Genomic DNA, 18,158 nt, shown 5'->3' on the forward strand with positions numbered 1-18,158 from the left:
ATTCCTGCCGTCTTCATGTCATCGGCCTCCATGTCGGCCTTCACACCACCGGCCTTCACACCACCGGCGCGGATCGCGGCTCGGTCAGCTCCCGCACCCACCGCTGGCGCACCAGGTCGTGGCCGAAGGCGTGGCGCGGCTCCTCGGCGGTCAACACGAACCCGGCCCCGCGGTAGAGGCGGTGCGCCGCGTCGAGCGAGCCCTCACCCCAGGCCACGATCCGGCGGTAGCCGGCGCCCCGGGCGAAGCGAACGCACTGCTCGACCAGGGCGGTGCCCACGCCCCGCCCCCGCGCGGTGGGTTCGACCAGCAACAGCCGCAGCCGCGCGGTGTCGCCGTCCTGCGCCATGCAGAACACGCACCCCACCGGCTGGCCGTACGACTCGGCGATCCACATCGCCTCCCGCCGCGCGTCGTGCCGCGTCGCGTACTCGGCCACCAGGCGCGCGACGGCCGCCTCGAACGACACGTCCCACCCGTGTTCCTGCGCGTAGACCGCGCCGTGGCGCTGCACCACCCAGCCGTGGTCGCCGGGGCGGGGCGGGCGCAGGACGAGTTTGGGGGCGACGGCGGGCGGGAAGTTCGGGTCCAGCAGGGAGTGGATGACCTCCATCGCGGCGGTGAGCTGGTGCTGCTGGGCGTCGTCGAGGTGGTCGAGCAGGCCGCGGATCTGCCGGACCGAGCGGCTGTCCAGCTCGGCGTAGGCGGCCCGGCCGCGTTCGGTCAGCCGGATGACCTGGCGGCGGCCGTCGAGGCGGGAGCGCTGGCGGACGACGAGTTCGCCGCCCTCGAACCGGGCCAGCACCCGGCTCAGGTAGCCGGCGTCGATGTCCAGGTCGCGGCGCAGCGTCGCGACCTCGGTGGCCTCGCGCTGGGCGAGCTCGTAGAGCACGCGGGCCTCGGTGAGCGAGTACGCGGTGCCGAGCAGGTGGTCGCGCAGCACCCCGATGACGTTGGTGTAGAAGCGGTTGAACGCCCGGACGGCGGCGACTCTGTCGTCGGGAACAGCCACCTGGGGGTCTCCTGGCCTGACGCGACGAAAGTTGACCTAGTCAACATTAGGCGGGGGAATGTGACTCCGGCAACGGTTTGTCCGCTCAGGGCGGACAAACGAACCGGCCGTCCCAGCCGGTCCGGAGGTGCTTCCCCGGGGGCGGTGGCCTAGGGTCGGAGGCGTCATGGGCCGTGTCATTCACGTATTCCGCCAGCCCGACCGGTTCGTCGCCGGCACCGTCGGGCAACCCGGTGATCGCGTCTTCTACCTGCAGGTCACCGAGACCACGCGGACAGTCAGCGTCATGTTGGAGAAGCAGCAGGTCGCGGTGCTCGCCGAGCGCCTCGCCGCCTTGCTGGAGGAGGTGCGGCAGCGCTTCGACGCCGACGTGCCGACCACCGCCCCCGAGGACCTGGTCGACACCGGTCCGCTGGAGGTCCCGGTCGAGGAGGAGTTCCGGGTCGGCACCATGGGCCTGGGCTGGGACTCCGAGAGCGAGGCCGTGGTCATCGAGCTGCTCGCGATCACCGAGGAGGAGGTCGACGAGTCGGTCGTGCTCGACGACACCGAGGAGGGGCCGGACGCGGTGCGGGTCTTCCTCACCCCGGGGCAGGCCCGCGCGTTCGCCGAACGGGCCGAGCGGGTCGTGGCCGCCGGCCGTCGGCCGTGTCCGCTGTGCGCCGAGCCGCTGGACCCCGCCGGGCACATCTGCCCCCGGCAGAACGGCTACCGGCGCGTCGAGTCCACCGCCGAAGGCGAGTGAAGGACCCGACGTGCACCCAGCGGATCCCGGGGCGACCGCGCTGCTGACGCACGGGCGGATCGAGGTGCGCGGCCGGCTGGTCGACGCGTCGAACGCCACGCTGTTCTGCGAGGTCAGCCACGACGGTGTCACCGCGGAGGCGGTGTACAAGCCGGTCAGGGGCGAGCGCCCGCTGTGGGACTTCCCGGACGGCACCCTGGCCGGCAGGGAGGTGGCGACCTACCTGGTCTCCGCCGCCACCGGCTGGGACCTGGTGCCGCCGACCGTGCTGCGGGACGGCCCGTTCGGCCCCGGCATGCTGCAGCTGTGGGTGGACACCATCACCGACCAGGAGCTGGTCGACCTCGTCGCGCCGCAGAAGGTGCCGGAGGGGTGGCGCGCGGTGCTGCGGGCCCACGACCGGACGGGGGAGCCGGTGGTGCTCACGCACTCCGACCACCCCGCGGTGCGGCGGCTGGCCGTGCTGGACGTGGTGGTCAACAACGCCGACCGCAAGGGCGGGCACGTGCTACACGGGGTGGACGGCGCCGTCTACGGCGTCGACCACGGCATCTGCCTGCACGCGGAGGACAAGCTGCGCACCGTCCTGTGGGGCTGGCTCGGCGAGCCGCTGCCGGAGGAGTCGGTGGCGGTGCTGCGCCGCCTGCGCGAGGACGTCGACGGCGCGCTGGGCGAGCGGCTGGCCGAGCACCTGACCCGCGCGGAGGTGCGGGCCGTGGCGGACCGGGTGGACCGGCTGCTCACGGCGGGGGTCTTCCCGGAGCCCTCGGACGAGTGGCCGGCCATCCCGTGGCCGGCGTTCTGACCGCGTTCCCGTCGTTCCCGCCGCCGCTGCGCCTGATCTGACACCACTACGACTGGTCTGAGGAGGTCGCCCGGCCCCGGCGTCGCCACGCCAGGGCCGGGTCCCAGACCGGCCGGTCGTGGGCGAGCGGCCGGCAGGCGACGCCGAGCAGGAACGCCGCCAGGTGGCCCACGTCGTCGTAGGTCCGGTTGACCAGCAGCGCCAGGACCAGCAGTCCCGTCACGGTCAGCGCGTAGCGCGCCGACCACGGCCGCGCCAGCCGCCACACCAGCACGCCGGCGGCGGCCGCGACGCCGTAGCTGGCGCCGACGTCGACGTCGAACACCAGGGCGTGGCTCTCCTGGCCCAGGCTGATCCGCAACGCCAGCAGGCCCTGGCTGGCCAGCGTGCCGCCGGCGTGCCCGGTGACCACCACCGCCAGCCAGCGCAGCGTGCCCAGCCACCGCTCGACCGGGCCGAGGAAGACCAGGAACAGCAGGAGGAACTGGGCCAGGCCCAGCCAGACGAGCACCACCGACGGCGAGATCCAGAACGCGCTGGTCACCAGGACCCGGATGGGGTGGTGCGCGAGCTGGTGCAGGTTGGTGCTGCGGCGCACCAGCAGCCGTTCCTGCACCCGCTCCGGCAGGTTGGCCAGGACCACGGTGGTCGCGGTCAGGGCGACGAACCACACGCTGGTCCCCGGTGCTCGGCGCACGGCGCGGCCGAGGCCGGCGGCTGCGCTGCTCACGACCGACACCGCGCCATGCTACGGAGCGCCTCCACCGCGGTCCCGGGCAGTGACCTCCACGGGCAGTGGGCTCCACGGGCGGCGACCTCACGGCGACCTCCGCGCGGGGCGCGCCGGCCGCCGGGTGGCAGGCTGATGGCCATGACGACCACGCCGACCCCGCGCCGCTGGCCGACGAGCTTCGCCGACCGCCTCACGGCGCCGCTGCCGGGGCCGCGGCAGCTCCTGCGGGCGTTGCGGGAGGGCGCCTTCCGCGCCTCCACGGCCGAGGCCGACCACATCCCGGTGCGGCGCGACGGCGCGTTGCCGACCCTGTCGCCCGGCACGGCCTCGGTGACCTGGGTGGGTCACGCGACGTTCGCGCTGCGCCTGGGCGGGGCCTGCGTGCTCACCGACCCGGTCTGGTCGGGGCGCATCCCCGGCGTGCCCCGGCGGATCACCCCGCCCGGCCTGGCGTGGTCGGCGCTGCCCAGGGTGGACGCGGTCGTGATCAGCCACAACCACTACGACCACATGGACGCCCCGACGCTGCGGCGGCTGCCGCGCGACACGCCGGTCCTGGTGCCGGCCGGGCTGGGGGAGTGGTTCCGCAAACGCGGGTTCACCGCCGTGGTCGAGCTGGACTGGTGGGAGACGGCGGAGGTGGCGGGCCTGCGGTTCGACTTCGTCCCCGTCCACCACTGGAGTCGGCGGACGCTGTTCGACACCTGCCGCAGCCTGTGGGGCGGGTGGGTGGTGACCGCGCCCGGCGGGCCGCGCCTGTTCCACGCCGGCGACTCCGGCTACGGCCCGTACTTCGCCGAGATCGGCCAGCGCCACCCCGGCATCGACGTCGCGATGCTGCCGGTGGGCGCCTACCACCCCCGGTGGTTCATGAAGGCCGTCCACATGGACCCGGACGAGGCGGTGCGGGCCGCCGAGGACGTGGGCGCGCGTCGGATGGCGACGATGCACTGGGGCACGTTCGTGCTGTCCGGGGAGCCCCTGCTCGACCCGGTGCTGCGCGCCCGCGCGGCGTGGGAGAAGGCCGGCAGGGAGCGCGAGGACCTGTGGGACCTGGCCGTCGGCGAGACCCGGGTGGTGAACGGCCGGAAGCGCTGACGGCGCGCGACGACTCTCGTCGGGGCGGCGTTGGCCGCCCCGACGCGGCGTCTCAGGGGGTCGGAACAGTGCCGGGGGAGCCGGCCAGACCGAGGATCTCGGCGCGGTAGAGCGTGGCGGGGTCGTTGCACACCGCCCGCAGGTGGCCGTAGATCTCCAGGGTCACCAGCCCGTGCAACCGGCCCCAGACCCGCAGCGCCAGGGCGACCACCGAGGGCGAGAGGCTCAGCGGGTCGGCCTGGATCTTGGCCAGGTAGCTGGGCGCGAAGTCCGACCAGTCGAAGAGGCCGCCCACCGGCGTGTTCGGGGCGTGGACCTCGGCCACCAGGCGGTTGAGGCCGCAGCAGATGCGGCGGGCCGCCTCGGCGGCCGGGCCGTCGTCGGGCGGCGTGTAGCCGGGAACCGGGTCGCCGTAGATGAGCCGGAAGCCCTCGGGGTTGGCCAGCGCCCACTCCCGCAGGGCCAGGCCCCAGGCCACCAGGCGGCCGGCGGGATCGGTGGCGGGCACCGCGTCCCTGGCCTTCTCCAGCGCGTCGGCGAGCGAGGCGCTGATCTCGTCGACCAGCGCGGTGACCAGGTCGTCCCGCGTGGCGAAGTAGCTGTAGATCGCGCGGGCCGTCATGCCCATCTCCCGCGCGATGCCGCGCAGCGAGATCGCTCCCGGCCCCTCGGCGGCCATCTGCCTCATGGCGATGGTGGTGATCTCCCGGGTCGTCTCCGCCCTGAGCCGTTCCCTCCGGCTCAACGGTTGCCCGGTCGTTGGCCCGGCTGTCGTCCCGGTCGTCGGCCCAGTTCTCGCTGACACGCTTGACACTCTATGCCGGTGCACTAGTCTTCGGCGTGTCAAAAGTACACGGCGTTTCCTCAACGCATCGGCGTGGACGAGACGCCTCGCGATCCCAGGGAGAACCCATGGCTGCTTACGTGGTGGTCGACGCCGAGGTCCTGGACCCCACGCGTCTCCAGGAGTACCGCGACCTCGCCGAGGCGTCGATCGCCCAGTACGGCGGTCGCTACCTCATCCAGGGCACCGTTCCCGAGGTCGTCGAGGGCACGTGGCCCTCCTCGTCGCGGGTGATGACGGTCCTGGAGTTCGCGACCATGGAGCGGGCCAGGGAGTGGTACGCCTCCACGGAGTACGGCCGGGCGAAGTCGGCCCGTGAGGGCGCGATCGACGTGCGTCTGCTCCTCGTCGAGGGGAAGTCCGAGTAGTCGGACCTGGCGCCGGTGCTCGGCGGCGGGCCTGCCTCCCCCTGGCGGGCCCGCCGCCGAGCTCCCCCTCAGCTCGGGCGGAACTCCGCCTCGAGCACGTCGGTGAAGATCCCGATCGGGTTGGTCCAGTCGCCGTCGGCCCAGTCGCCGTTGACGTTCATCGAGACCACGTGCCCGCCGTCGCGGGTTCCGTAGGCGCAGCTCCAGGAACCGTTGACGGCGCCGCCCATGCCCCAGACCGTGGCGCCGGACGACAGGGTGACCGAGGAGATGCCCAGCCCGTACTCGGCGTTGTCGAGCCAGCCGCGGGTCGGGACGGTCGTGAACATCTCCTCCTGCTGCTCGGGCGGGAGGATCTCGCCGGCCAGCAGGGCGCGGAAGAACCGGTTGAGGTCCGCCGTGGTGGAGACCATGCCACCGGCCGCCCAGGCCCCGGACGGGTTCAGCTCCGTCACGTCGTAGACCGGGGCGTCGCCGCCGCTCATCGCGTTCTTCGTGTAGTGCCGGGCGTGCGGCCCGCGCAGGGTCGGGTCGTCGCCCTCCGGGAGGTAGGTGCCGGTCAGGCCGAGCGGGTCGGTGATCACCCGCTGGATCTCCTCGCCCAGCGTCCTGCCGGTCCCCTTCTCGATGATCATTCCGATGAGGACGGAGTTGGTGTTGGAGTACCCCCAGTCCGTGCCGGGCTCGAAGGCCGGCGGATGGGCCATCGCGGTCTCCACCAACTGCTCCGGCCGGTAGCTGTCGAAGCGGTGGTCGAGGAACGCCGGGCTGTGGCAGCGCTGGAGCATCTCCGGGTCCAGCGAGTAGTTGGCGATCCCGCTGGTCTGGTTGAGCAACTGCCGCACGGTGATGGCGCGGCCGTCGTGGCCGTTGCCCCGGATCACCCTGGGCAGCCACGTCCCCACCTTGTGGTCCAGGGGCATCTTCCACTTGGCCGCCAGGCTCAACATCACGGTGGACACGAACGTCTTGGTGATGCTGCCGATGCGGAAGTGTTCCCCCGCCTGGCGTTTCCAGCCGGTGGCGGTGTCGGCGACGCCGGCGGTGGCGAACCGCTGGTCGTCACCGTGGTGGATCTCGGCGACGACGCCCGGCACCCCGCCCTCGTTCACCGCCCGGTCCAGCACCTCGTGGATGTCGCTCATCGCCTCAGGCCACCTCCCACGTGACCGGAAGCCGGCGCACGCCGTAGATGTTCGCGTTCTCCCGCATGGGGATCTCCTCGGCCGGGACGGCCAGGCGCAGGGTCGGGAACCGGGCGACCAGCGCGGGGAAGGCGACGGTCATCTCCACGCGGGCGAGCTGCTGACCGAGGCACTGGTGGATGCCGTGGCCGAAGGCGAGGTGCCCGGTCGCCCTGCGCCGCAGGTCGAGGGTGTCCGGGTCGGGGAACCGCTCCGGGTCGCGGTTGCCGGCGTGCATGGAGATGGTGACCGTCTCGCCGGCCCTGATCACCTGGCCGTCCAGCTCGATGTCCTCCATGGCCGTCCGCACACCGGGGTCGGCGATGGTCAGGTAGCGCAGCAGTTCCTCGACGGCCGACTCGGCCAGGTCGGGGTCGTCGCGCAGCGCGGCGAACTGCTCCGGGTTGCGCAGCAGGGCGAAGGTGCCCAGGGCGAGCATGTTGGCCGTGGTGTCCAGGCCAGCGCCCAGCAGGAACGTGCCGATGCCGGCGAGCTCCTCGTCGGTCAGGTCGCTGGTGGTCAGGTCGCTGAGCACGTCGTCGGTGGGGTTGGCGCGCTTGGCCGGCACCAGCTCCCGGATGTAGCGCTCCAACGCGTTCCAGGACTCCATCTGCTCCTGCGGCGACTCGGCCAGGGAGGCGCGCTGTTGGAAGAACTCGCGGTCCGCGGTGGGGACGCCGAGCAGTTCGCAGATCATCAACGCCGGGATGGGCTGGGCGAACGCCGGCACCAGGTCCACCGGCGGCCCCTGCCGCTCCATGGCGTCCAGGCGTTCGTGGGTGATTTCGACGACGCGGTCGGTGAGCTGGCGCATCCGGCGGACGGTGAACTTGCCGGTGAGCAGGCTCCGGTAGCGGGTGTGCTCGGGCTGGTCCATGGCGGTGAGGTCGCCGAGCGGCCCCGGCGGGATCGGGCCGACGTCCAGCGTCGGGTGGTGCATGTGCTCGTAGCGGGAGCTGAAGCGGCGGTCGCCCAGCACCGCCCTGGCGAGGGTGTGGCTGGTGACCAGCCAGCCCAGGTGGCCGTCGGGGTAGCGCATCCGGCTCAGCGGGCGCCGCTCGCGCAGCCGGCCCAGCTCCTCCGGCGGGTCGAAGGGGCAGCCGGCGGGGCGCGTCGTCGGCATCGGCTCCACCGGGGCCTCGGGCTGCTCCGACGAGGGCGCTGAGGGCGCCGAGGGCGCCGACGGCGTCAGGGGCTCGCTCTGCATCGTTCTCTCCTGTGTGGTGGGAAAAACGGCCGGTCAGGCCGACTCGCGGTTGAACAGCTTCTTCGACCAGAGGTATCCGCCGAGGGCGATGACGGCGCACCAGCCGAGGGCGAGCGCCAGGTTGTTCCCCAGTGGTGCGCCCGACAGCAGGGCGCGCACGCTCTCGATGATCGGCGTGAAGGGCTGGTACTCGGCGAACCAGCGCAGGCCGGTGGGCATGGAGTCGGTGGGGACGAAGCCGCTGCCGAGGAAGGGCAGCAACACCAGGGGCATGGGCGCGTTGCTCGCGGTCTCCACGCTCTTGCTGGTCTGGCCGAGCGCGACGCACAGCCAGGTGAGGGCGAACGTCAGCGCCGCCAGGACGCCGAGCGCGGCGAGCCAGCCAGCCGGTCCGGCGCTGGGCCGGAAACCGATGAGCAGCGCGACGCCGGTGACGACCACCAGGCTGAACACCGTCTGGATGAGGGTGCCGATGACGTGGCCGGTCAGCACCGAGACCCGGGCGATGGCCATGGTGCGGAACCGGGCGATGATGCCCTCGGTCATGTCCATGGCGACCGACACCGCCGTCCCCTGGACCGCCGCGCTGACGGTCATCAGCAGGATCGCCGGGGTGACGTAGTTGACGTACTGGGCGCGCCCGCTGGCACCGCCGCCGACACCGCCGATCCCGGCGCCGAGGGCGCCGCCGAAGACGTAGACGAACAGCAGCAGGAAGACGATCGGCATCCCGACGAGCATCAGCGTCATCGACGGGTACCGCAGCATGCGGCGGAGGTTGCGCCGCAGCATCGTCGCCGAGTCGCGCAGGGCGTAGGAGGGCGTGCTCATCGCGTGGTGACCTTGACCTTGTCGTTGGCGGGGTTGGGGAAGTCGGCGGCGTCGCCGGAGTGGGTCGGACCGTCGGGGTTTCCGGTGAGGGCGAGGAAGACGTCGTCGAGGTCGGGGGTGTGCACCGACAGCTCCTCGACCACGACCGAGGCGTGGTCGAGCCGGTCCAGCAACGCCTTGAGCGAGCCGACGCTGCCGTCGTTGGGCACCTGGAGGGTGAGCGCGTCGTCGTCGCGGACGACCGGGCCGACCACGCGCGCGGCGACGTCGAGGTGCCGGGCGTCGGCGAACCGCAGGCGGACGTGGCCGCCGGGGATGCGCCGCTTGAGCTCCTCCGGGCTGCCCTCGGCGACCAGCCGGCCCCGGTTCAGGACCGCGATCCGGTCGGCGAGCTGGTCGGCCTCCTCCAGGTACTGCGTGGTCAGGAAGATCGTGACCCCGCTGGCGACCAGGCCGCGGACGATCTGCCACATGTCGCGCCGGCTGCGCGGGTCCAGCCCGGTGGTCGGCTCGTCGAGGAAGATCACCTGGGGGTCGCCGACCAGGGTCATCGCCAGGTCGAGCCGCCGGCGCATGCCGCCGGAGTAGGTCGCCGCCGGCTTCCGACGCGCCTCGACCAGGTCGAACTGCTCCAGGAGCCGCTCGGCGCGCCGCCGACCCTCGGCCCGGCCGAGGTGGTGCAGGTCGGCCATCAGCCGCAGGTTCTCGTCAGCGGTGAGCAGGTTGTCCACCGCGGAGAACTGCCCGGTGACGCCGATCGCGGCGCGCACGGCGTCGGGCTCGGTCGCCAGGTCGTGTCCGCAGATCCGCGCGGTCCCGCCGTCCGGGCGCAGCAGCGTGGAGAGGATCTTGACCGTGGTGGTCTTGCCGGCGCCGTTCGCGCCGAGCAGCGAGAAGACCGTTCCCCGCGGGACGTGGAGGTCGATCCCGGCGAGCACGACGTGGTCGCCGTACGACCTGCGCAGCCCGGTCGCCGTGATCGCCGGGGCGGACGGCTTGGTGGACATGGGTTTCCTTTCGGGAGGGTTCGCCGACCGCGCCGAGCTGGGCGTGCGGCATCGCCGGCGACGGACGTGCGTCGTCGTGGTGGGTGTTCTGGTGAAGTGCGGCTGGGTGCTGCTGAGCGCTGTTGACGGCCGCTGCCCGTGAGCTGGTCGGGGCTGCGGGGGTGGGGCCGCGGCTTCGCCCCGGTCCGCCGTCGCCCTTCTCGGGGCTTCCGCGGGCGGGATGGGGCCGCCGCCTTCCTGATCACGTCATGGCACCACTATGGCACACGAATGACACCACGACAAGCACGGGTGGCGCGGGCTGATGTCAGAACGCCATTCTCGCTGGTCCTGGCAGGAGTGCGCAGGCGTGCCCGCCCCGGCGCGAGCTCCGCCGGGGTGTCGTGTTGGTGTCGCACTGATGCCGACTGGCATCACCGCGCGCTGGGTCCTGAGCGCGTCGACTCCGTCCTTCCACATCGGACCCGTCACGCCGTGATCGCGGCCTCACTCGGGCGGCCCGCCCCCGAACACGGGTTTTGCGTCGCGCCCTGCCGGGCACAGCGGGAGCATGCGACTTCCACGAGGCGTGCTCGACAACACCCTGTCGGTCCTTCGGGAGGGCTACGGCTGGCTCCCGGGACTGCGGCGCCGCCATGGCACCGACATGGTGCACACCAGGGTGCTGGGACAGCGCGCGGTGGGCCTGTGCGGCCCGGACGCGGCACGGTTCTTCTACGACGAGGAGCACGTGCGGCGGCACACCGCCCTGCCCGAGCTCGTCCGGGGCACGCTGTTCGGCAAGGGCGCCGTGCACACCCTCGACGGCGAGGCGCACCGCCGCCGCAAGCACCTGTTCCTCGACCTCGTGACGCCCGAGAACGTCGCGGCGCTGGCCAAACAGGTCGGCGAGGCGTGGGACCACGCGGTGGCCGGGTGGGAGCCCGGGCAGCCCGTCGTCGTCCTCGACGAGGCCAGCCGGGTGATCACCCGGGGGGTGTGCCGCTGGGCGGGAGTGCCCGTCGACGACCAGGACGTGCCCGAGGTGGCGCGGGACCTGGTGGCGATGGTGGACGGCTTCGCCACGCTCGGCCCCCGGCACTGGCGCGCCCGGCGGGCCCGTGGTCGGCGGGAGCGGTGGCTGGCCTCCCTCGTGGACCGGGTGCGCCGGGGCGAGGTCGAGGCGCCGGCGGGCTCCGCGCTCGACGCCGTGGCCCGGCACCGCGACGCCGACGGCGACGTGACGGCCTCCGAGCTGGCCCCGAAGCTGGCCGCGGTGGAGCTGCTCAACGTGATCCGCCCGACCGTCGCGGTCTGCTGGTTCGTCGCCTTCGCCGCGCACGCGCTGCACCGCTGGCCCGAGCACCGCCAGCGGCTCCGCGACGGCGACGCCGAGTTCACCGAGTCCTTCGTCCACGAGCTGCGTCGCTTCTACCCGTTCGCGCCGTTCGTCGGGGGACGCGCGGTCAGCGACCTGACCTGGCGCGGCGACCGGATTCCGCGCGGTGCGCTGGTGTTGCTCGACCTGTACGGGCAGAACCACGACGGCCGGCTCTGGGAGGAGCCCTACGCCTTCCGACCCGATCGCTTCCTCGGCCGGAAGATCGGCGCGTTCGAGCTGGTGCCCCAGGGCGGCGGCGACCCGCGCACCGGCCACCGCTGTCCGGGGGAGCCGTTCACCGTCGCCGTGCTGTCGGCGCTGGTTCCCCGGCTCGCCGCGCTGGACCACGAGGTGCCGGGCCAGGACCTCGGCATCTCCCTGAGCCGCGTCCCGGCCCGTCCGGCGAGCGGCTTCGTCCTGGTGCCCCGCCGCCGGTGAGCGGTTCCGCCGGTGGTCCTCGGGTCGGCCCGGTCCCGATCAGCGGACCACGATCGCCGAACCAGAGAGTTCATGATCACGGCAGTGGGTACTCGCCGGCTGGACGAGGAAAAACCGAACCACGGAGGCAACGATGGCAGTACCCGCAGTGTCGTCGGTGATGTCCCGAGACGTCGTGGCCGTCCGCCCCGAGGCGTCGTTCGAGGAGATCGCCGCCCTGGTGGTGGACAGGGAGCTCGGCGAGGTGCCGGTGACCGACGATCGCGGCCACGTGCTGGGCGTCGTGTCCGAGGCGGACCTGGTGGCCGAGGCCGAGCAGCGGACCAGCTCCGACGCGACCGACCCCCGAACCCGGCGGCTGACGGCGGCCGACGTGATGACCGTCAGCGTCGCCTGCGTCCGGCAGGACGACCCGGTCGCGGTGGCGGCGCGCCGCCTCGTCGAGGCCAACGTCCGGAGCCTGTTCGTGCTGGACTCCGCCGACCGGCTCACCGGCGTGGTCGCCCGCCGCGACCTGCTCCGCCGGTACCTGCGGCCGAACGAGCGGAACCACGTCGACGTGCCCGTGCCCGCCAGGACGTCCGCCGCCGTCCGGAGCAACGGGCAGCAGCGGGGAGAGGAGCGCCGTATGCCCGCCGTGCTGGTCGGCATCGCCGGAGTCGAGGGGGAGGACGCGCGGGTCGTGGCGTGGGCCGCCGAGGAGGCGACCCGGCGGGGCCTGCCGCTCCGGCTCGTCCACGTCATCGCCCCGCAGCCCTACGAGATGCCCTTCACGCTCGGCGGCCAGGTCCTGCCGCTGGACGACGCGGCGCTGCGCGAGGCCGCGCGGACCTCGCTCGACGAGGCGGTGGCCCAGGTCCGGACGACGCACCCGGAACTCGCCGTGACCGCCAGCCTCGCCGACGGGCGACCCGAGGCCGTCCTCCGCGCGGAGTCGGCCCGGGCCGCGATGCTCGTCGTCGGCGCCCACCGGCACGGAGCGCTGGCCGAGGCGGTGCTGGGCTCGACCGCCGGCGACATGAGCGTCTCCGCGAAGTGCCCGGTGGTCGCCGTCCCGGTCGACGAGCAGCGGTCGTCGACGGCCGGACCGGTCGTCCTGGGCGTGGACGACGCCGAGACCTCGCGGGCCGCCGCGGAGTTCGCCTTCGCCGAGGCGTCCTGGCGCGGCGTGGAACTGCACGCCGTGCACTGCTGGCCCGGCCCGCCGGCGCTGAGCGAGGGCCTTCCGGAGCCGCAGGACCACGAGCTGGTCCTCACCGGCGCGCTCTCCGGGCTGGCCGGCCGGTACCCGGACGTGACCGTGCACGCCCTGTCGGTCAACGGTGAGGCTCCGACCGAGCTGCTGCACCGCTCCCAGGGCGCCGCGCTGCTGGTCGTCGGCACGCACGGCCGGCGTCGCGTGGGCGCGGTGATCCTCGGCTCGGTGAGCAGGCAGCTCCTGCGTTCCGCCACCTGCCCGGTCGCCGTCGTGCGGACGCATTCGTAAGCGCCGTCCGGGTTTTCCCGGCCGCGTTCACGATGGTCGGTGCGGGTCGCCAGGGCGCCGTCACCAGGTGACTCACTGGGGGGCTCACCAGCCGTGACTCACTGAATGACGGGGCCTCGCGCGACCCCACCGGCCGACACCGGGTGCACCCGATCCGGTGCGGGCCGTTCGACTGAACTTCGCACCCGCCGCGCTGGTGCCAACCCGGAAATCTGTGACGATCATCGCATCCTTCCGGCGGGCGGGGAGGCGTCATGGACGGCTTCGAGGTGGGACGGGACGACCTGCGCGCGATGAGCGACCGGCTCCTCCTCACGACCGAGGACCTGCGGTCGGTCCGGGGAACCTGGGACAGCGCGACGGTCAACGGCGGCGCCGCGTTCGGCACCAGCGACTGTGGCGCGGCCTTCACCGAACTCCAGCAGCGCCTGTTCGACGCGCTCGGCCAGCGGGTCAGCCGCCTCGGCCGACTGGCGACGTCCACAGTGGACAGTGCGGCCGCCTACGACCACGCCGAGAGCGCCACGGCGCGCGCGTTCGGAGCGGGGCCGGTGTGAGCGAGGCGGACAGCGCGGCCCTGGCCAGCAGGGCGCGGCAGTTGAACGAGCTGGTGGCCACCCTGACTCCGGAGACCTGTCGCGCCGCCGCCCAGGAGGGCATGCGCCTCCTCGGTGAGCCGACCGGCGACCCCGACGGCCTGGACGACCTGGCGGTGGCCTTCCGCCACGCCGCCGAAGGACTGCGCGCCGTGGGACAGGACACAGCGGTCAACGCGGAGCTGTCCGCGGCGTGGCGCGGCCCCGCGGCCGCCGTCGCGGGCGAGCAGATCACCGACGACGCGCGCCAGGTCGCCGACGAGGCGCAGGTCTTCGCCACCGCCGGCGAAGTGATCGGCGCGCTGGCCGACCAGGTGCGCCAGGACCGGCGGGACCACGAGGACCTCCGCCAGCGCCTGGTCGACCTCGACCACCGGACGGCGGAGGCCGGCCAGGACCGGCTGGGCGACCTGGCCGTCCAGGTCGCCGACGCGCTCCACGCCGGCTCGCTGCTGTTAACCCGGATTCGCGCCGAGCACGAGGCCGCCGCCGACCGCTTCCGACAACTCGTCGCCGGGCCGGGAACCGGCGCCGCGCCCACTGTGGCGGCGGCCAGGGCAGACCGCCGCCTTCCCCTCGACGAGATCCACCGGCGGTACCAGGTCTCGGTCGACCCCGAGGGCATGACCATCTACCCGAACGGCGCCACCGGCTGGCTCTGCCAGAAGCTCGGCATCCGCCAGGCGAGAGTGACGGTGGGGGAGGCCCGACTGCTCGACCAGATCGGACCGTTCGGCGTGAAGGACGCCTACGACGCCCAGAAGGTCGCGCTCAACCGGGCGGAGAACACCTTCTCCGGGCACGGGATCACCGACGGCCACGCCGACGCCTTCCGGCACGCCTACTGGAACGCCCTGCTCACCCACCGGTTCGGTCCGGAGTGGACGGAGCACTACTGCACAGCGCACGAGCGGAACCCGGAGAACACGGGAAGTTCCGAGGCGATGGACCTCCACAACAACGAGGTGGGGCGACGCATCGCCACCCAACACCCCGACGCGGACCCGGACGAACTCGCCGCCCTCGTGGAGAAGGCCGTCCGCGACGGGGAGATGGTGGTCATCGACCGGAACGGGCGCCTCGCCTACAGCGACCAGCTCGACCCCGGCCAGACCGGACACGCCGAGGACACCCAACCCACCGGTCGGACCCCGGGTGATCCCGGCTACCACAGCGGTGGTGGCTACAACCCGGGCAGCGATGCCGAAAGCCACGGAACAGCGGGGAACTACTGATGCGCACTCGGTGGATGGTCGTGGCCGGACTCGTGGCCCTACTGGGATCGGGGTGCGTCGCACACCCATCTGTGCCGGTCGAGTCGGACGAGCGGATCGCGAACGAGCTGCGGTCGCTGCGCGGAACCGGGAGGACACGGCCGTTGAAGGACGTGGTTCCCGGTGACTGGGACGCCGTGCACATCCTGAGCGGTCCCATGTCCCGGAGGCTCGTGGAGCGGACAGTCGGTGTCCCCGTCGACATGGACGAGGTGTTCCTGGAGGACGCGGATCTCCTCCTGCTGATGAGGGGCGGGGCCGTGGTGCGCGTGGTGAGCACGGGTTTCCACGCCCTGAACAACGGCCGCTACTCCACGTCCGCCCAGCTCGTCACCGCCCAGGACCCGAACAACGTCGGCATCGGAGTCGTCGACCCGAACTCCCCACCCTCCTCGTCCGCGCCGCGCTCCAGCCCCCGGCAAGCCCCCGCCACGTCCTGAACAGTCCGATGTGGACAGTCACGAGATCGAGCGGCAGAACGGCGTCGATCTTGAGTTGGTGGTCCGGCTGGTGGTCGGGGCCGAACTTCGGTCGCTCCCGGACGTACATCACGGGCGGGTGCGGTTGGTCGGCGGCCAGGATCTCGTCGAGGATCCGGTCCGGTTCCACCGGTGTCCGCGCGATCACCGGTTTCTCGGGATGGCCGGCGTGGCTGTAGTGGTACACCTCGATGCTGTACGTCACAACGCAGTCAACTCCCTACCCACCTCGTGAGCCGGAGGTGAACGGGTCGGTGGCGTGCTGGCGCAAGCACATCCGGGGAGCTGTTGGTGTGTCTGGTCATTGGTGTCCGGCTCGGTACAGGTCGCGCATGAGGGCGATCTCGGCTCCGTGGTGCAGCAGTTCCTGGTTGGTCCACCAGACGATCTCGATGAACGGCACGTCCGGATCGCTGCCGTAGGGGTAGGTGCTGTAGCCGAACGTGTCGAGTGCGTTGTCATCGGCGGTGAGCAGTGCCTTCCGCCACTGCGCCGCACTGGCGTCGAAAGCCCTGATCGCTTCGGCGGCGACACCGCTGGCGCGGTGGTCGTCCTGGGTCATCGTGTGGTTGCCAGCCGTGTGATCCGCGCGCAGGGCCAGCAGTTCGGTGAGGTGGCTCAACCGCCAGGCGATCGTGGTGAAGGGTGGCGGCGAGGGGTGCGGCATGGGCGCGCCATCGCGCCCCCAGTCGCCCGTGCCGACCAGAAGGGACGCACGTGGCCCTGGCCCCTGGGAGCGCCGTCGGACCGACCAGCAGCCGGGCACCGGCTCCCAGAGGTGCTCCTCGTCGGTCATGGGGCTGACCTCGACCGGGGACCCGTTGCCGCTGTCCACGGTCGGACCCGTCATGCGGTCGGTGAGGCGCTGGCGCGCGAAGTCGAACTGCCGCAGCAGGGGGATCAGGCGACGTGGTGTCATCGGAGGCTCCTGCGGTGGCTGGCGGACCCTGCGGAAAGGCAGTGGCCCGCCAGCGTGTCACGGCCGCGATCTCATGGCTTCTCGTTTTTGCCGAGCCCCACCGCGCTCGCGGGTGGCTTCTGCAGTGCTTCCGTCAGTGCGTCGGGTGCTGTCACCATCGCGTTGTGGCCGGTCTCGATTTCCAGGGTCGGCCAGCCGAACTCCTCGGCCCACTGGCCGAACGGGATTCCGCCGCCGGGGACGCATACCACCGCGCTGGTGGGGATCAGGTCGACCGTGCCGGTGAGGCGGGTCGGCTCGGCGAAGGTCAACCGGGGCTGCGGAGTCAGGCGTGGCCGGAGGAAGGCCTGGTCCGTCGGTTCGGACACGCCGAGCGACTCCAGGGGTGGCGGTGGGACCATGCCGTCCACCGTCACGGAGTCCAGCCAGTCGCGGAAGAACCGGGTCGCTCGATCGTCCAACGACTCCCCGTCGCGGCCCGCCCAGGCGTCGACCATGACGATCCGGGCGATCCGCTCCGGCGCCTGGTCGGCGGCTTCCCGCACGACGAAGCCGCCGTAGCTGTGCCCGACCAGGACCACGTCCCGGAGGTCCTCGTACCGCAACATCGCCACGAGATCGGTCACGTGGGCGCGCAGCCCGATCTTCGGCGTCGCCTGGTGGGCGCGTTCGCCGATGCCGCTCAGCGTGGGCGTGAACACGTCGTGTCCCGCTGCCCGCAGCCGGTCCGCCACTCGCCGCCACGACCAGCCGCCCTGCCAGGCCCCGTGCACGAGCACGTACGTCGCCATCCTGACTCCTTCCCACAGCTTCCTGATCAAGGACACTAAGCTTCAAAAACAGGAAGCACAAGAAGGTGATGGCGGAAGTTCGGAAACCGGAAGCGGTCACCCTACGATGGGGAAGTGGACCAGCGAACGTACAGCCAGTACTGCGCCGTCGCGCGGACTCTGGACCTGGTGGGGGAGCGGTGGACGCTGCTCCTCGTCCGCGAGCTGCTGACCGGCCCCAAGCGGTTCGGCGACCTCCAGCGGAGCCTGCGTGGCATCGGCACCGGTCTGCTCGCCGTCCGGATGAAACACCTGGAACGGCAGGGTTTGGCGCACAGGATCACGCTGCCGCCCCCGGCGCGCACTCCCGCCTACGCGCTGACCGAGGCGGGCGAGGAGCTCGGCCCCGTGGTGCTGGCGCTGGCGCGGTGGGGTCTCAAGTGGACCATGGGCGACCGCCGGGACACCGAGGTGTTCCGCCCGGGCTGGGCGGTGCTGGCCATGGAGACCTACTTCGACCCCACCGCTGCCGCCGGCGTGCGCGCGATCTACGAGTACCGGGTCGACGACGAGGTGTTCCACGTGCGGATCGACGACGGCGCCCTGGAAGCGGCCCACGGCCCCGCCCAGCGTCCTGACGTGGTCATCGAGACCACCACCGAGGTGTTCCTCGCGGTGGCCGAGGGGCAGATTGACTACGCGGCCGCGCTCAAGGACGGCAGCGCTACGGTCTCCGGAGACCGGAAACTGCTGCGCCTCCTGGCCAAGCTGTTCCGCAGGCCGACGCGAGCCACCCGCCACCCGGCCACCGCAGACGAGTAGGAACCCTTCCCGGCGGCACGGCCGCTACAGGAGTGCGGTGATGTAGTCGGTGGAGTCGTTGGTGTTCAGTGCCACGGCGCGGAGGCCTCGGATGGCTGTGGCGTAGTAGTCCACTTCGGGTTTGGTGTCCATGAAGGACAGTGCTCGGGGTGTTTCCAGGACGACGATGGGTGGGAGGTC

The 18,158-nt window shown here is 72.4% G+C and carries 21 protein-coding genes; 12 read left to right on the forward strand and 9 right to left on the reverse strand.

The features are described from left to right. Positions 1 to 55: 55 nt before the first annotated feature. Positions 56 to 1,012 (reverse strand): bifunctional helix-turn-helix transcriptional regulator/GNAT family N-acetyltransferase, encoded by a 957-nt coding sequence (locus BUE43_RS18655; protein ID WP_073484839.1) that lies wholly within the window; start codon positions 1,010 to 1,012, stop codon positions 56 to 58. 166 nt (positions 1,013 to 1,178) lie between these two features. Here BUE43_RS18655 and BUE43_RS18660 point away from each other — a divergent pair, with 166 nt between their 5' ends. Both BUE43_RS18660 and BUE43_RS18665 read left to right on the forward strand, forming a co-directional pair. After that, positions 1,179 to 1,757 (forward strand): DUF3090 domain-containing protein, encoded by a 579-nt coding sequence (locus BUE43_RS18660; RefSeq protein ID WP_073484842.1) that lies wholly within the window; start codon positions 1,179 to 1,181, stop codon positions 1,755 to 1,757. A 10-nt stretch (positions 1,758 to 1,767) separates the two neighbouring features. Further along, positions 1,768 to 2,562 carry an SCO1664 family protein gene (locus BUE43_RS18665; protein ID WP_073484844.1) on the forward strand — a complete coding sequence of 265 codons (795 nt, stop codon included), beginning with the start codon at positions 1,768 to 1,770 and terminating at the stop codon, positions 2,560 to 2,562. A 46-nt stretch (positions 2,563 to 2,608) separates the two neighbouring features. On the opposite strand, the gene BUE43_RS18670 is transcribed toward BUE43_RS18665, so the two are convergent. Then, positions 2,609 to 3,292, reverse strand: a complete 684-nt coding sequence (locus BUE43_RS18670) for a rhomboid-like protein (RefSeq protein ID WP_073485030.1) — start codon at positions 3,290 to 3,292, stop codon at positions 2,609 to 2,611. Positions 3,293 to 3,433: 141 nt separating this feature from the next. Between BUE43_RS18670 and BUE43_RS18675 the strand changes: the two genes are divergently transcribed. Further along, positions 3,434 to 4,393: an MBL fold metallo-hydrolase gene (locus BUE43_RS18675; protein WP_234995789.1), complete on the forward strand. Its 960-nt coding sequence runs from the start codon at positions 3,434 to 3,436 to the stop codon at positions 4,391 to 4,393. Between the two features lie 52 nt (positions 4,394 to 4,445). Here BUE43_RS18675 and BUE43_RS18680 read toward each other — a convergent pair whose 3' ends face one another. Beyond that, positions 4,446 to 5,138 (reverse strand): TetR/AcrR family transcriptional regulator, encoded by a 693-nt coding sequence (locus BUE43_RS18680; protein WP_073484848.1) that lies wholly within the window; start codon positions 5,136 to 5,138, stop codon positions 4,446 to 4,448. A 167-nt stretch (positions 5,139 to 5,305) separates the two neighbouring features. Here BUE43_RS18680 and BUE43_RS18685 point away from each other — a divergent pair, with 167 nt between their 5' ends. Beyond that, on the forward strand, positions 5,306 to 5,605 hold the full coding sequence (locus tag BUE43_RS18685) for a DUF1330 domain-containing protein (RefSeq protein ID WP_073484850.1): 300 nt from the start codon (positions 5,306 to 5,308) through the stop codon (positions 5,603 to 5,605). A 68-nt stretch (positions 5,606 to 5,673) separates the two neighbouring features. Here the strand turns inward: BUE43_RS18685 and BUE43_RS18690 are convergent, their stop codons facing one another. The 4 genes from BUE43_RS18690 to BUE43_RS18705 form a co-directional block, all read right to left on the reverse strand. Beyond that, entirely contained in the window at positions 5,674 to 6,750 is a 1,077-nt protein-coding gene (locus BUE43_RS18690) for a serine hydrolase domain-containing protein (protein WP_073484852.1), read from the reverse strand. A gap of 4 nt (positions 6,751 to 6,754) precedes the next feature. After that, positions 6,755 to 7,912: a cytochrome P450 gene (locus tag BUE43_RS18695; protein WP_073485032.1), complete on the reverse strand. Its 1,158-nt coding sequence runs from the start codon at positions 7,910 to 7,912 to the stop codon at positions 6,755 to 6,757. 117 nt (positions 7,913 to 8,029) lie between these two features. Next, positions 8,030 to 8,827: an ABC transporter permease gene (locus BUE43_RS18700; protein ID WP_073484854.1), complete on the reverse strand. Its 798-nt coding sequence runs from the start codon at positions 8,825 to 8,827 to the stop codon at positions 8,030 to 8,032. Next, positions 8,824 to 9,834, reverse strand: coding sequence for an ATP-binding cassette domain-containing protein (locus tag BUE43_RS18705; RefSeq protein WP_083959804.1), 1,011 nt, complete (start codon positions 9,832 to 9,834; stop codon positions 8,824 to 8,826). The genes BUE43_RS18700 and BUE43_RS18705 overlap by 4 nt, the downstream gene beginning before the upstream one ends. Between BUE43_RS18705 and BUE43_RS34270 the strand changes: the two genes are divergently transcribed. From BUE43_RS34270 to BUE43_RS18745, 7 genes are all read left to right on the forward strand, one after another. After that, on the forward strand, positions 9,833 to 9,976 hold the full coding sequence (locus BUE43_RS34270; protein WP_159447753.1) for a hypothetical protein: 144 nt from the start codon (positions 9,833 to 9,835) through the stop codon (positions 9,974 to 9,976). The genes BUE43_RS18705 and BUE43_RS34270 overlap by 2 nt on opposite strands. A 408-nt stretch (positions 9,977 to 10,384) precedes the next feature. Continuing rightward, positions 10,385 to 11,632 (forward strand): cytochrome P450, encoded by a 1,248-nt coding sequence (locus BUE43_RS18710; protein WP_073484856.1) that lies wholly within the window; start codon positions 10,385 to 10,387, stop codon positions 11,630 to 11,632. A 133-nt stretch (positions 11,633 to 11,765) separates the two neighbouring features. After that, positions 11,766 to 13,118 carry a universal stress protein gene (locus tag BUE43_RS32820; RefSeq protein WP_083959805.1) on the forward strand — a complete coding sequence of 451 codons (1,353 nt, stop codon included), beginning with the start codon at positions 11,766 to 11,768 and terminating at the stop codon, positions 13,116 to 13,118. A 254-nt stretch (positions 13,119 to 13,372) separates the two neighbouring features. Then, on the forward strand, positions 13,373 to 13,675 hold the full coding sequence (locus BUE43_RS18730; RefSeq protein WP_073484858.1) for a hypothetical protein: 303 nt from the start codon (positions 13,373 to 13,375) through the stop codon (positions 13,673 to 13,675). Further along, positions 13,672 to 14,949: a DUF6973 domain-containing protein gene (locus BUE43_RS35215; protein WP_234995790.1), complete on the forward strand. Its 1,278-nt coding sequence runs from the start codon at positions 13,672 to 13,674 to the stop codon at positions 14,947 to 14,949. The genes BUE43_RS18730 and BUE43_RS35215 overlap by 4 nt, the downstream gene beginning before the upstream one ends. After that, the gene (locus BUE43_RS18740; protein ID WP_143174239.1) at positions 14,949 to 15,428 is read left to right on the forward strand and encodes a hypothetical protein; all 480 of its coding nucleotides are present in this window, start codon (positions 14,949 to 14,951) and stop codon (positions 15,426 to 15,428) included. Before BUE43_RS35215 ends, BUE43_RS18740 begins: the two co-directional genes overlap by 1 nt. Positions 15,429 to 15,438: 10 nt before the next feature. Continuing rightward, positions 15,439 to 15,702, forward strand: a complete 264-nt coding sequence (locus BUE43_RS18745) for a hypothetical protein (protein ID WP_073484863.1) — start codon at positions 15,439 to 15,441, stop codon at positions 15,700 to 15,702. Positions 15,703 to 15,768: 66 nt separating this feature from the next. Here the strand turns inward: BUE43_RS18745 and BUE43_RS18750 are convergent, their stop codons facing one another. Then, on the reverse strand, positions 15,769 to 16,386 hold the full coding sequence (locus BUE43_RS18750) for a DinB family protein (protein ID WP_073484865.1): 618 nt from the start codon (positions 16,384 to 16,386) through the stop codon (positions 15,769 to 15,771). Positions 16,387 to 16,457: 71 nt separating this feature from the next. Further along, positions 16,458 to 17,177 carry an alpha/beta fold hydrolase gene (locus tag BUE43_RS18755; protein ID WP_073484867.1) on the reverse strand — a complete coding sequence of 240 codons (720 nt, stop codon included), beginning with the start codon at positions 17,175 to 17,177 and terminating at the stop codon, positions 16,458 to 16,460. A 114-nt stretch (positions 17,178 to 17,291) separates the two neighbouring features. Between BUE43_RS18755 and BUE43_RS18760 the strand changes: the two genes are divergently transcribed. Beyond that, positions 17,292 to 17,978 carry a winged helix-turn-helix transcriptional regulator gene (locus tag BUE43_RS18760; RefSeq protein ID WP_073484869.1) on the forward strand — a complete coding sequence of 229 codons (687 nt, stop codon included), beginning with the start codon at positions 17,292 to 17,294 and terminating at the stop codon, positions 17,976 to 17,978. Positions 17,979 to 18,158: the final 180 nt, after the last annotated feature.

Origin of the sequence: Streptoalloteichus hindustanus, assembly GCF_900129375.1 — a bacterium.
Taxonomy (GTDB): domain Bacteria; phylum Actinomycetota; class Actinomycetes; order Mycobacteriales; family Pseudonocardiaceae; genus Streptoalloteichus; species Streptoalloteichus hindustanus.